Origin of the sequence: Rhodothermus bifroesti, assembly GCF_017908595.1 — a bacterium.
Taxonomy (GTDB): domain Bacteria; phylum Bacteroidota; class Rhodothermia; order Rhodothermales; family Rhodothermaceae; genus Rhodothermus; species Rhodothermus bifroesti.
The window spans coordinates 478,812-491,479 of the sequence record NZ_JAGKTL010000002.1 but is presented as its reverse complement, the minus strand read 5'-3'; the positions used below and the strand labels follow the sequence as shown (position 1 = coordinate 491,479).

The following is a 12,668-nucleotide window of genomic DNA, read 5'->3' as shown; positions in this document are numbered from 1 at the left end:
TTTTGGACTGAACCCAAAGGGGGTGGCCTTGGGCCACCCCCCTTTTTTATCCTCGTAACCGGCGCCAGAGTGCGCGTCCCACAAAGCGCAGACGATCTCCTTTGGGGAAGCGTTCAAGCACAGTTTGGACCACACCCTGCGTAAAACGCGTGCGTCGGCTGTAGTCGATAGGTACCTCCGCCACCACCACATCGCCTCCGGCAATCCAAGACAGCATTTCCTGCATGGACCGCTGTAAAGTGGCCGTATCTCCCGAAAGCCGCACATAGCGCGCCCCTACAGCCTGCGCAATGCCTTCGAGCCGAACCTCACCAAGTACTGTGCAGGTCTTCCGGTTGTATGGGATTTCCTGTCCTTGGGCAATCTGGCTGAGCTCACCATCCTGAAAGACAAAACAAGCAACGCCGACATTCATGCGGCGTGCGGTAAGCAGCTCCAGTCCAGTCATCAAAAAAGCACCGTCGCCTACAATGGCTACTACAGGTCGATCCGGACAGGCCAAGCGCGCACCAATGGCTGCCGGCACTGCATAGCCCATGCAGTTGAAATCGGTCGGGACGAGCAGCGTCCGCGGATGCCGCACTTCAAACAGTTCCGCCGTCAGATATGTATGATTACCGTCGTCAACGGTCACAATGGCTTCTTCAGGCAGCACAGCACGCAACGCGTCGAAAAAGTGTACGGGGTTGACGCGATGGCCGCTCTCGTGGCGGTACCAGGCTTCGCGATAGGCCTGCTTATCGGCTTTAAGTTGCTGGGCCACGGTTTGGCAGCGCTCGCGATGATCCACACCCAGTGCACGCAGGGCTTCTACCAACCGAGGAAGCACCACGCGGCTGTCACCCGCAATGGCCACACAGGCTGGATAGTTTGCCCCGAGCACACCAGGATCCAGATCAATATGCACCAGTGCCGCAGGCACTTCAATGCCAAAACTACCCGTAGGAATCTCCGCAAAGCGCGTTCCCACAGCCAGTAAGGCGTCACAGCTGCGAAACGCCCGCTCAGCAGCCGGCACAGCTGCCCGAGAAAACCCCATACCGGCATGCAGGGGATGATGGCCAGGAAAAGCGCTTAGCCCTTGGAGCGTTGTAGCTACCGGAGCCCCTAGGCGTTCGGCAAGTTCTATCAACGCTGCAGTGGCATCCACAGCGCCCCATCCGACAAAAAGGCCTGGGCGTTTGGCGGCTGCCAACACACGTGCTGCTTCTTCAATGAGCGCATCGTCGGGCGCTTCGGGTGGCGGGGGTGGTGTAAAAACAGGCAACGCCGGCACTTCCCCACGGAAAAGCTGGAGATTAACCGGCACTTCAATGAACACAGGACCAGGCACCCCAGAAACAGCTGTCCGATAGGCTTCAAAAATCGTCGGCACCAAATCGGCATGCTGCGTTACGCGCCAAAATTTTTTTACAACAGCACCGACAAGCCGTGCTTGGTCGATTTCGTGGAGCTGGAAACGATAGGGCACGTCTGTCCGAACTCCCCCTGAGATGACCAGCAGCGGCACACCAGCTAGGTAGGCTTCGCCCAGCCCACCCATTGCCAAAGCTGCGCCAGCAGCTGGGACAATGGCCAACGCACCGATGCGGTCAGGGGCTACCCGGCTAACAGCATCGGCCATGAAAGCCCCACCCCCCTCGTGCGTGACCAGCACGGGTTGCACCCGTTTGCTTTGGCCTAGCTCATCGTAGAGTTCAGTCACGTGCACACCAGGAATACCGAAAGTAAACGGTACCGGCAATTGCTCTAAGGCATAACGGATAAGCCAGGCCCCACTTTTTTTGAGCATAGTGTTTCTCCTTAGCTACAGATGTTGCGCTGTCACACGCGCTGTAAGGATACAACCGCCCAAGAAGGTACCTTCGAGCGCGCCTTGGCCGTGGATGCCACCGCCCCCAAATCCGGCCGCCTCCCCCACAGCATAAAGCCCGGGAATAGGCATGTCCTTGGAGCCAAGCACTTGTCCCTCTAGGTTGGTCTTTAGCCCACCCAAGCTTTTACGGCTTAAAATAAAGCAGCGAATGGCAATAAGCGGACGGGCTTTAGGGTCAAGAATTGGCTGGAAGCGACACAGCCGAAGCCGATCAGCCCGGTAGGTGCGGAAGTTCATCAGCCGTCGGAGTTGCTCATCGTTGAAAAAAGCCGGGCCGCGCGCGATCATAGCATCGTAGGCCTGCAGGTCACGTGCCAAGCCTTCTCCATCCACCTGAAGGCCAAACAAGCTGCGCGCGTTCATGCCTTCAACAAGTGCCTCAAGCGTATCCGCAACGACAAAATCCTCTGGGCACTCATGGATTAGCCGCTCTACAAGGCGATGGTTGCCGCGCAAGAGTTCCCAGAGCATGCGTAGCCGTTTTTTGTAGCGGTAAGCCTCCATGTAGTCGCAGCCCGAGACAGCCAGCTCTCGCACGGCGATTTTGTGGTTGAGCACCAGCCAGCTGTATTGGCCAGGCTGGTGCAGAATCTGTTCAACAATCCAACGGGTATCGGTATAGGCCACAAGCGGTATCGGACCAATGCGCCGTCCCAACGCATTGCACCAAAGGGCAGACCGTGGGGGCACAAGACTCAGCCCGTCGTTTGGGCGGCGGCGTGCAGGATGATGCACACCAGCAGCATAGTGCCACTGGCGATCCAGGTGCGTCGCCTGTGCCCCCAAGGCTACTGCTCGGTCATGGAGCATACCGTCGGCATACCGATGCGCTCCGTTGAGGAGCACGCGGGGCGGGTCTCCCCACGCCAGGGGCCAATGCTCTCGAAGCTTTTGCAAATCACCTCCGCAGATGCCTCCTGTAGCAATCACCACAGCTCCCCCTCGCGCCGCAAACGGAGTGCCTGTAGGCCTAATAACCCCTTCTACACCAACAACGCATCCACCTTCCTGCACCAAGTCAGTTACGGTGTGCGCAAAATGCAGCGTAAGATGGTTGCGGTTAGGATGGGCTTCAAGGGCTGCAAGGATACGGGCTGTCAGCTCATATCCTGTTCCCCACACCAAGTGCCAACGAGGCACGGAATTGAGCGGCTCATGCAGCCCACGCTCAGGCCAGTTGACCAGCGGTAAAAAGCGCACACCTAACCGATCCAGAAATTCAAAAATAAGCGGAATTGACCGCTCACAGTAGCGCCGCGCCCATTGACGTGGCCAGTGGTCTTCTGGACCAAAACGCGCGCAGCGCTGCCAGTCGCTCCAGGCCAGCTCTGGGCTATCGTGAATACGCAACCGGCGCTGATGAGGCGTATCGACCAAAAAGATGCCCCCAAACGCTTCGCGCGCAAGGCCTCCCAACCGTTCTGGCTCATCACGGTCGAGAAGCACCACGCGCCGGTTTTTGCTGAGGAGTTCCAGCGCTGTAACCAGCCCGGCCAACCCACCTCCTACAATGACTACGTCGGCTTCATAGCGTACCATAAGCCCCTTGCGCGCTAAGCCTGGGTTGTTGGAATTTATCTTTGCACTTTAAGTGTTGCAACCAAGCTGCACCATGCCTGCTGAAGAAGCACAAACGCGCGTTTATGCGTTGCTTGAACGCCTGCGCGCAGCCTATCCGAAAGCTACTACTGAGCTGCAATGGTCGAACCCGTTTACGCTACTGGTGGTTACTGTGCTCTCTGCTCAGACCACCGATAAAAAAGTCAACGAAATCTCCCCAGAGCTTTTCCGGCGCTATCCTACAGCTGAAGCATTGGCCCAAGCGCAACCCGAGGAACTGGAGCCTCTTCTCCGCCCACTAGGCTATTTCCGTCAGAAAGCACGCACACTGGTCAAGCTTGCCCGCCAACTGGTTGAACAGCACCATGGTGAAGTACCTCGTTCCATGGAATCCCTTACAGCCTTACCAGGCGTAGGTCGTAAGACCGCTGCTATTGTGCTAGGTACGGCTTTTGGCCTTCAAGAGGGAATAGCCGTCGACACACATGTCAGCCGTGTGGCGCAGCGCCTGGGTTTAAGCACACATCAAGCACCGGAAAAAATCGAGCAGGATTTAATGGCGCTTATTCCACGTGAAGCTTGGACGTGGTTTGGGCATGCCCTGGTGCTCCATGGGCGTTACGTCTGCCTAGCTCGCCGGCCCCGGTGTAGCCGTTGCGTCATAGCCGACCTGTGTCCGCGTATTGGCGTAACAGCTGCTGCCTGAAGCTGGCTACGTTGCCCAAAATGCATCTTTAAAATGTCGGATTTCGGGAGGGTCTTGATCCTGCAACACAATAGCGATCACGTCAAAGCGGCAACGCGCCCGCTGCAGATGGTGTTCATAAAGATAGGCCTGGGCTGCACGAATCAGGTGGCGCTGCTTTTCAGGGGTGACGGCCTCTTCTGGTCGACCAAACCCAAGGCCGCGCCGCGTTTTGACCTCGACAAATACAATCTCACCCCCTTCTTCCGGCCGCGGTGCGGGTTCAAAGCATACCAGGTCGACTTCAGCCCGCTCAAAGCGGTACTGTCGCGCTAAAATGCGGTAGCCCTGCTGTTCCAGATAGGCTGCGGCCAAATCTTCCCCCTGGATACCTATTTGCCGGTTGTCCATACGCGAAAGGCGGTCTTTACGCCGTGAACGAAAATGCGCTGGATCCCGTTTCCCTTATGGGCATTGGAGGAATGCAATTGGTATCTTTTGCGTATCCTTCCCAAGACAACGGCATGGCTTTTTCAAGACCGCTTGTTACACTCACTACGGACTTTGGCACGCGCGATGCCTATGTGGCCGCCATGAAAGGCGTGCTGCTCAGCATTGCGCCTCAGGCATGCCTGGTTGACATCACCCACGAAATTCATCCCCAAGATATCCTGGAAGCGGCATTCGTGCTGCGCGAAGCCGTGCCGTATTTTCCTTCAGGAACCATTCATCTCGTGGTGGTTGACCCAGGTGTAGGCACCCAGCGCCGAGCTGTAGCCCTGCGCCATAAAGAACACTGGTTTGTAGGACCCGATAATGGAATTTTTACGTTGGTTTTAGGTACAGAGCAACCCGAAGCTTTGGTCGAATTAGACCGCCCGGCCTTTTGGCGAACGCCAACGCCCAGCCAGACTTTCCATGGGAGGGATATCTTTGCGCCTGTAGCTGGGCATCTGGCTACAGGCAAAGCACTTGAAGAGCTCGGTACGCCGCGTGATCGACTGTCCACACTGCACTGGATGGAGCCCTCAGGCAGTGCTGAGGGACTGCAAGGCTGGGTGGTCCATATCGACCGCTTTGGAAATTGCATCACGAATATCTCGCGCACCCTATTTACGCAGTACGGCCGCGGCCGACCGTTTCGGTGCTATGTAGGCAGCCACATTTTCCAACAAATCCACCCCACTTATGGCGCAGTAGCCCACGGTGAGGCCCTGCTGCTGTTTGGCAGTAGCGACTATCTGGAAGTAGCCGTTAACGGTGGTAATGCAGCTGAGTTGCTAGCTATCTCCCGGGGAACACCTGTACATATTGTATTTCAAAAGACCGCATAGCCCCATGGCCGCTTTAGAAACCTGCTTTTCGGCTCTGCTCAAGCACCTGGACGAAGCCTACCGTCTGGCGCTGCTTTTACAGCCCGATCCACAACAAGCTGCACGACTGCTCTTGGCGATCTATCAGGAAGCTGCAGAAACCCCTCTAGACCCTGCCCAAGTGCGTCAATGGCTCATTAAACGTCTGCTGCACCACCAGCAGTTGCTCGAAACACCAACCAAGCCAACCGTAGCCTTTGAGCAAGAAGTGGCCGAATCGCTGCTTAGCCGTGCCTTACCTGCGGCACTGGCACTGCTTTCAACGAAAGATCGGTTGTGGCTCTACCTGTGCGACTGTATGGGCCTATCGCCTGAAGAAGCCGCTGCTTTGCTTGGGCAACCCCAAACAGGATACACGCAAGCACAAGCAGCACTTCAGTCCGCGCTGCACCGTACGCTTACGCCTGGACAGTACGCGCTGCTGGAGTTTGGGCTTTCAGAGGCGCTGCTTAAAACACACCTTCGACAAACGCTAGAACGCATGTTGGCTTCACCGCCAACTTCTCTGCGCACCGAAATCGCTCAGCTGTTGCACCGGTCACCGCCGCCCCCTCGGAAAATACGGCAGCGAGGGTTACGCACCTTGGTAGCCGTAGCCATTGTGCTCTTGGCCGGCTCGCTAGGCTGGGCAGCCTGGCTAAGCACCAGACCCCCCGAAGCTACGCCTGCGAGCTCGCGCGGGGCTGACCTCATCCGACGCTCCGCTGAAATAGCCCCTTCACTGCGCGTAACCCACCCGGTCAGTCAAGCAGCCGACGCCGAGCGCTACTTGCAGGAGACGCTAGCCTGGCGTGTTTCGGTCCCCGACATTGCTGGGGCACGCCTTCAGGGGATCGCCATGGCTAGGCTTACCCCTGGACTTGAAGTGCCTGTATTGATCTTTGAAGACCATATTACGGGAAAACCGCTCTGGATCTACCTCTACACCTACGCCCTATTGGACCGCTATCGAGACCGCCTGCACCTAAGCTCGGATGTGCTGCGCCAAATTGAACCAGAACAGTACTTCGATCTGCACGTCTTGGGACGCCAGCAAGTGCTCATCTGGCGCTACCGAGACGACATCTATGTAGCCATCACCGAAAGTGACGCAGCTGCCCTCCGTGAGCGCATTGCCCTTCCTTCCTAAGAGACTTAGCGCAGCGGCAACGTAATACGAAACGTCGAACCCTGGCCAGGCTTAGAGTGCACCAGCGCAATGGTGCCGCCGTGATAATCTTCTACGATGCGCTTAGCCAGACTTAACCCTAGGCCCCAACCCCGCTTTTTGGTGCTATAGCCAGGACGAAAAATATGCTTCCATTGCCGCCGCTCGATGCCTTTGCCGGTGTCGCGCACGTCGATATGGACCACGCGGCCCTGGGCATAGGCGCGTACGGTAATCTCACCCTGCGGTCCCTCAATAGCATCTAGGGCGTTTTTAAGCAGGTTCTCAATGACCCATTCGAAAAGCTCCGCATTTAGCGGAAGCTCGAGCCCTTCAGGGGCTTCAACCACAAGTGCAACCTGCTTACCTAGGCTGGGCATTCGGCGGCGGATGTAGTCGGCAGTAGCCTGCAATACAGGCGCCAGTGGCTGCCGCTCTAGGCGCGGCAGAGAACCGATCTCAGAAAAACGCTGCGCCACGCGCCGAAGCCGGTCGATGTCTTTTTCAATCTCGTCCAAGGCCTCACGCTGCTGCACAGCGGTCAGGCTATCGCTGCGCAGCCATTCAATCCAGCCCATGAGACTTGAAAGGGGTGTGCCAAGCTGGTGTGCAGCTTCCTTAGCCATCCCCACCCACAAGCTACGCTGCTCGCTACGCCGCACATACGAAAACCCCAAATACCCTACCAGAATGAACAGACCGACAATGAAAAGTTGGATGTAGGGAAAAATGCGAAGCTGCCGCACCAAACGCGACTCGCCATAGTGCACCTGTTGGACCAACGCCGCCTCCCCAAAGCGCAAGCGAATCGGAATCGGAGCGTGCACCCGATCCATCTCGGCCACCAGCTGCGCCAGGCGGGCTTGTGCCTTGGCCGAATCGCGTCGTGAAAGCCCGGTCAGCACCTCGGGCACCGGTACATTGCGCCAGAAAAGCGGCTGCTGCCCGCTTGAATCCGTAATGATCGCCGGAATATCGAAAGCCCCCTCTAAGACAATCTCGCTAGCTAACGTGAGCTCAAATGCAGGAGGCATGCTGCGCGCCCAAGCCAACGCTTCGCGATAGCGAGCCTTCTGCGCCGGATTCCGTTCCCCTACGACATCGATCTGATGCTCAAGATCTTGAAAAACATCAAGATAAGGATTAATGTGCTCAGCAGAAGCCAATTGTTCTTGGGCAGCAGCCCAAAGCCGTACCAAAAATTGCTCGCGCGCGCGCAGTTGGTTGGCTAGCCAGTTGGTATAGGCTACCGAAGCCACGGCTATGGCTACAGCAGCAATAACCAATCCGAGTTTTAAATTGACCGAAAGGCGGTAAGCCTTCATGGCATCATCCGCATTAGGTGAACAAAAAACAGGCGCCTCGTCTATAGGGAAGCGCCTGTTCCACCCCAAAGGGGTAGCTAGGGTTCAACCGTTACGGCTTTATGCAGAGGCTGCAACGATGGCGCGGCCGTCCCAGATGGTTTGCTCGCGCTTTGGACCAGTTGAAATCAAGTGAATATCCACGCCGGTATAGTGAGCGATAAACTGCAGGTAGCGTTGCGCAGCTTCGGGCAGCTCATCAAACCGACGAGCACCGGCAATATCCTCCTGCCAGCCAGGCAGCACGTCGTACAGGGGTTCGACTTTTTCCAAGGTGTGGGCTTCACTGGGAAAGCGCTGGCTCAGTTTGCCATTGTAGCGATAGCGCGTGCAAACCGGGAGCTCCTCAAAGCCTGTAAGCACGTCCAGCTTTGTAATGGCCAGTTCAGTAAAGCCGTTGATCATGGCCGAATAGCGCAGCGCCACCAGATCGAGCCAACCGCAGCGGCGTGGGCGTCCTGTCGTAGCCCCGTACTCGTGCCCAATGCTACGTAGCCGCTCGCCAATTTCATTGTTTTGCTCCGTAGGAAATGGTCCGTTGCCCACACGCGTGCAATAAGCTTTCACGATACCGATGATGCGGCGGATTTCGGTAGGCGGGATTCCCAGTCCGGTGCAGCATCCCCCTACGGTAGGATGGCTGGAGGTGACGTACGGATAGGTGCCAAAGTCCACATCCAACAACGATCCTTGCGCTCCCTCGGCCAAGACGTGCTTACCTTCCCGCAGGGCTCGGTTTAAGTACTCTGAAGTATCGGTCACATAAGGATCAATAAGCTTATCAAACTCGACGTACTCTTCGATGATCGCGTCGACATCCAGCGCCTCAGCTTTGTAGACTTCGCGCAGGATCGCATTTTTTTCCTCGATAGCCTGCTTCAGCTTTTTGCGCAGCACATCGCGGTCCAGCAAATCGACCACCCGGATGCCCGTGCGAGCAAACTTGTCCATATAGGCCGGGCCGATGCCCCGCCCTGTGGTGCCGATGGCATCGGCTTCGCGAAAACGCTCGCGCGCCTCTTCCAACTTGCGATGGTAGGGCATGATTAGGTGGGCGTTATGGGAGATGAGCAATCGCCCTTCGACCTCGTAGCCCAACGCCCGGATCATGCGAATTTCTTCCAGAAGGGCAACCGGATCGAGCACCACACCATTGCCAATCACGCAGGTGACACCTTCGTGAAAAATGCCGCTCGGGACTAAGTGTAATACAAATGTCTGATTGCCCCAGCAAATCGTATGACCTGCATTAGCCCCACCCTGATAGCGGGCCACAATGTCGACCTCTTGGCTAAGCAGGTCCACAATCTTCCCTTTTCCTTCGTCGCCCCACTGGCTTCCAATGACAACCGTTACCGGCATGGTTTTCTGCGTTAGCTAAAGCGATGAAACATGGCAAAGGCGACGGCGCAGCCGTCGCCTTTAAAACATTGCAATATGCGCAACGGTTCAGGTTGTTTGCGCGACAGGAACCGGAGGATCCGTTTCAAAGCTTTTTACGGCCTCCTCTACCGATTCGTAGTGCTTAAAAACCGTAATTAAACGGGTAATAATAAGCAGCGACTGAATACGGTCGGCTACGTTAGCCAGGCGTAGGTCGCCACCAGCATTGCGTAGCGAAGTCATCGCGCTGATGAGCATGCCCAACCCACTCGAATTCATGAACTTCACCTTCGACAAATCCACCACCACGTTTTTCTTTCCCTCGCGGATAAGTTCATGAATGCGTTCATGCAGACTCACGCCATCTGGCCCGCCCATCACATTGCCTTTCAGCGTGACGACTACCGCGTTGTAACGCTCTTCGATGGAGAAATTCATAGCTTTACCTGTTTAGATACGGTTTTACCGGGCTACAGCCAGTCGCTGCCGCCGCGCCCGTTTGAGTTCGATGACAATGGGAGACGCCACAAAAATTGACGAATACGTCCCAATACCAATGCCCACAAGCAATGCAAATGTAAATCCTTTAAGCACCTCTCCACCGAATATAAACAGAACTAGAATGACCAGCAAGGTTGAGCCAGAAGTAATGATTGTACGGCTTAGGGTGGCGTTAATAGAGCGATCGACAACCTCCTCAAAAGGCGTGGTCTTAAAGATTGTGGTATACTCCCGAATGCGGTCGAACACGATGACCGTATCGTTTACCGAATAGCCTGCAATCGTCAAAAATGCAGCGATGATGGTCTGATCGATGGCCAGCGAAAACGGAAGCCATCCATGCAGGAAAGAAAAAAGCCCTAGCGTAATGAGGATGTCATGAAACAGCGCTACTACCGCACCCAGACCAAACCGCCACTCAAAACGAATGAGGATATAGACAAAGATGACCAGCATCGCCCCCAGTACCGAGTACAACGCCGCCTGCTTCAAATCTTCGGCAAAGCGTGGCCCTACAACGTCGGTTTGCACGATTGCAGGTTGCGTTCCCGGAAACCGCTGCCGAATGGTTTCTATGATGCGTTGTTGAACCTCAGTAATCTCGCCCTCGGCGGCTACGCGAATCAGCAGGTCGCTCTCACCAAACGTTTTGACCTCAGGCTCACTGCCCAACGCAGGGGTCAGCGCCTCACGTACGGCCGTAGCCCCTGGGGCACTAGCGCCGCTTACGACAAGCTCCATGCCCCCAGTAAAGTCAATGCCCAACTCCAGCCCACGCGTCATCAGCGACACTACGCTCAGCAACATCAAGGCACCGGAAAAGACATAAGCCTTTTTCCTGTGTTTAACAAAAGGAAAGTGGGTGTTTTCGAATATACGCATGGTTGCAGTCCCATTTATTTCAGCCTACGCTAACCAGAAGCTTTCGCTCTAACACCAGATAGTCAAACACAATGCGCGTGACCACAAGCGCGCTAAACAGTGAAGCAGCAATACCGGCCATCAGCGTTACGGCAAATCCTTGAATCGGTCCAATGCCAAACGAGTAAAGAATAACGCCGGTAAAGAAAGTAGTGATGTTGCCGTCAAAGATGGCGCTCAAGGCCTTTGAATACCCCAAATCCAGTGCAGCCCGGAAGGTCTTTCCGGTTGCCAGCTCTTCCCGCATACGCTCAAAGATCAGCACGTTTGCGTCGATCGCCATGCCAATGGTCAGCACAATACCCGCAATGCCGGGCAGCGTCAGCGTTGCATTAAAAGCAGCCAGGATGCCCAGAATGAAGATGAGATTCAGCACCAATGCCAGATCGGCAATCATGCCGGCCGTTCGGTAATAAAAGATCATAAACAACGCGACGACCAGTAACCCGATGAGCGTCGAGCGCAACCCAGCACGAATGGAAGCCTCTCCCAGGCTAGGCCCTACGGTTCGCTCTTCCACAATATCCACTGGGGCCGGTAGGGCACCTGACTTAAGCACCGTTACGATGTCTTGGGCTTCTTCTTGTGAGGCTAGGCCAGTAATGGAAGAGCGGCCGCTGGGAATGCGTTCATTAACGACAGGGTAGGAATACACAACGTTGTCAAGTACAATGGCAATATGCTTGCCAACGTTAGCCCCGGTCAGGCGAGCCCAGATGCGCGCACCTTCGGAGTTCATGGTCATAGAGACCTGGGGGCGGTTGAGCTCGTCAAAATCGACGCGGGCGTCGGTAATCACCTCCCCCGTGAGCTCTACTTCCTGACGTACGCCTAGCAGGTAGTACACCGGTCGGCCTTGGGCATCGGTACCTACGGGATTGGCCGTGTACAGAAGCGTTACGCCCGGGGGAAGCAAAGCCCGCACTTCTGGCCGACTGAGCATGCGATTCACGGCGGCCGTATCAGGTCCAGCTACAGCGCCAAACACCACCCCTTGGCCTACAGGCTGCAGCACCGCAAGCAAGGGGTTTTGCGGACGGGCGGTGGTCTGGGCCGGCTCGCCTAAGAGTGCGGTCAGCGAGGTATCGGCCGTACGGGCTGTATCGGCAGCTGAGGCTGTAGCCTGCGCCGTGGTATCTGGTTCGTAGAACGCGATAATTTCTTGCAATGCGGCTGCCAGCAACTGCGGCTCAGCCATCAGGCGAAACTCCAGGCGCGCGGTTCCTCGAAGCAAACGCCGCACCCGTTCCGGATCATCTACACCAGGCAATTCTACGACAATGCGCCGCGTACCTTGCTTTTGGATTGCAGGCTCTGTTACACCATAGCGGTCAACGCGATCGCGCACAATAGCAATAGCTCGGTTGACAGCTTCGTCTGCCTGCTGCCGCAGATAAGCAGCCACTTCTTCATTTGAGGACCTACGGGTAATGCCCGCGTCCGGGTTGCGGAAATAGCGCGAAAGCCGTGCATTCGGATCGCGCCGCTCAAATTCGGCCACAAAAGCATCGATAATCGACACGTTCCCCAGCCGTGCCTGCTCACGGGCTGCAGCCAGCACCTCTTCGAACGTTTCGTCCACATCCGTCGCTAATTCCCGCAGCAGCGCATCGACACGCACTTCCAGCGCCACATGCATCCCCCCTTGCAGGTCTAGCCCCAGCTTTAGGGACTTTTCGCGCAGACTTTGAATGGTCCCGTAGTTGGCTTCAATAAAACGCGCCCGCTCCTCAGGAGGCATTTGGTTGATTTTTCGCTGCAACAGCGCATAACGGACCGTTGGATACAGGTAGTAACCGCACAGGAGCAAAAGCGCCAGCGTAATGCCTATTTTAAACCCGTTGCGTTTCATCGGATT

The 12,668-nt window shown here is 56.1% G+C and carries 11 protein-coding genes; 3 read left to right on the top strand and 8 right to left on the bottom strand.

All coding sequences use genetic code 11. From position 1 onward, the window contains the following. Positions 1 to 46: 46 nt before the first annotated feature. A complete protein-coding gene (locus tag J8E65_RS05850) occupies positions 47 to 1,792 on the bottom strand; it encodes a thiamine pyrophosphate-binding protein (RefSeq protein WP_210374656.1) in 1,746 nt (581 codons plus the stop codon). A gap of 15 nt (positions 1,793 to 1,807) precedes the next feature. Continuing rightward, entirely contained in the window at positions 1,808 to 3,415 is a 1,608-nt protein-coding gene (locus tag J8E65_RS05845) for an FAD-dependent oxidoreductase (RefSeq protein WP_210374654.1), read from the bottom strand. Positions 3,416 to 3,488: 73 nt separating this feature from the next. Between J8E65_RS05845 and nth the strand changes: the two genes are divergently transcribed. Beyond that, entirely contained in the window at positions 3,489 to 4,142 is a 654-nt protein-coding gene (gene nth, locus J8E65_RS05840) for an endonuclease III (protein ID WP_210374653.1), read from the top strand. Between the two features lie 6 nt (positions 4,143 to 4,148). Here nth and J8E65_RS05835 read toward each other — a convergent pair whose 3' ends face one another. After that, positions 4,149 to 4,532 (bottom strand): YraN family protein, encoded by a 384-nt coding sequence (locus J8E65_RS05835; protein WP_210374651.1) that lies wholly within the window; start codon positions 4,530 to 4,532, stop codon positions 4,149 to 4,151. A 23-nt stretch (positions 4,533 to 4,555) separates the two neighbouring features. Here J8E65_RS05835 and J8E65_RS05830 point away from each other — a divergent pair, with 23 nt between their 5' ends. Further along, complete coding sequence (locus J8E65_RS05830; protein WP_341481746.1) at positions 4,556 to 5,455, top strand: SAM hydrolase/SAM-dependent halogenase family protein; 900 nt, start codon at positions 4,556 to 4,558, stop codon at positions 5,453 to 5,455. A 4-nt stretch (positions 5,456 to 5,459) separates the two neighbouring features. Further along, the gene (locus J8E65_RS05825; protein WP_210374649.1) at positions 5,460 to 6,623 is read left to right on the top strand and encodes a hypothetical protein; all 1,164 of its coding nucleotides are present in this window, start codon (positions 5,460 to 5,462) and stop codon (positions 6,621 to 6,623) included. A gap of 5 nt (positions 6,624 to 6,628) precedes the next feature. On the opposite strand, the gene J8E65_RS05820 is transcribed toward J8E65_RS05825, so the two are convergent. The 5 genes from J8E65_RS05820 to secD form a co-directional block, all read right to left on the bottom strand. Continuing rightward, positions 6,629 to 7,966, bottom strand: a complete 1,338-nt coding sequence (locus J8E65_RS05820; RefSeq protein WP_210374647.1) for a sensor histidine kinase — start codon at positions 7,964 to 7,966, stop codon at positions 6,629 to 6,631. Positions 7,967 to 8,065: 99 nt separating this feature from the next. Further along, positions 8,066 to 9,367 (bottom strand): adenylosuccinate synthase, encoded by a 1,302-nt coding sequence (locus tag J8E65_RS05815; protein WP_210374645.1) that lies wholly within the window; start codon positions 9,365 to 9,367, stop codon positions 8,066 to 8,068. 87 nt (positions 9,368 to 9,454) lie between these two features. Further along, positions 9,455 to 9,826, bottom strand: coding sequence for an STAS domain-containing protein (locus tag J8E65_RS05810; protein ID WP_210374643.1), 372 nt, complete (start codon positions 9,824 to 9,826; stop codon positions 9,455 to 9,457). Between the two features lie 24 nt (positions 9,827 to 9,850). Beyond that, entirely contained in the window at positions 9,851 to 10,771 is a 921-nt protein-coding gene (gene secF / locus J8E65_RS05805; RefSeq protein ID WP_210374641.1) for a protein translocase subunit SecF, read from the bottom strand. A 19-nt stretch (positions 10,772 to 10,790) separates the two neighbouring features. Next, positions 10,791 to 12,662 (bottom strand): protein translocase subunit SecD, encoded by a 1,872-nt coding sequence (gene secD, locus J8E65_RS05800; RefSeq protein ID WP_210374634.1) that lies wholly within the window; start codon positions 12,660 to 12,662, stop codon positions 10,791 to 10,793. Positions 12,663 to 12,668 lie beyond the last annotated feature (6 nt).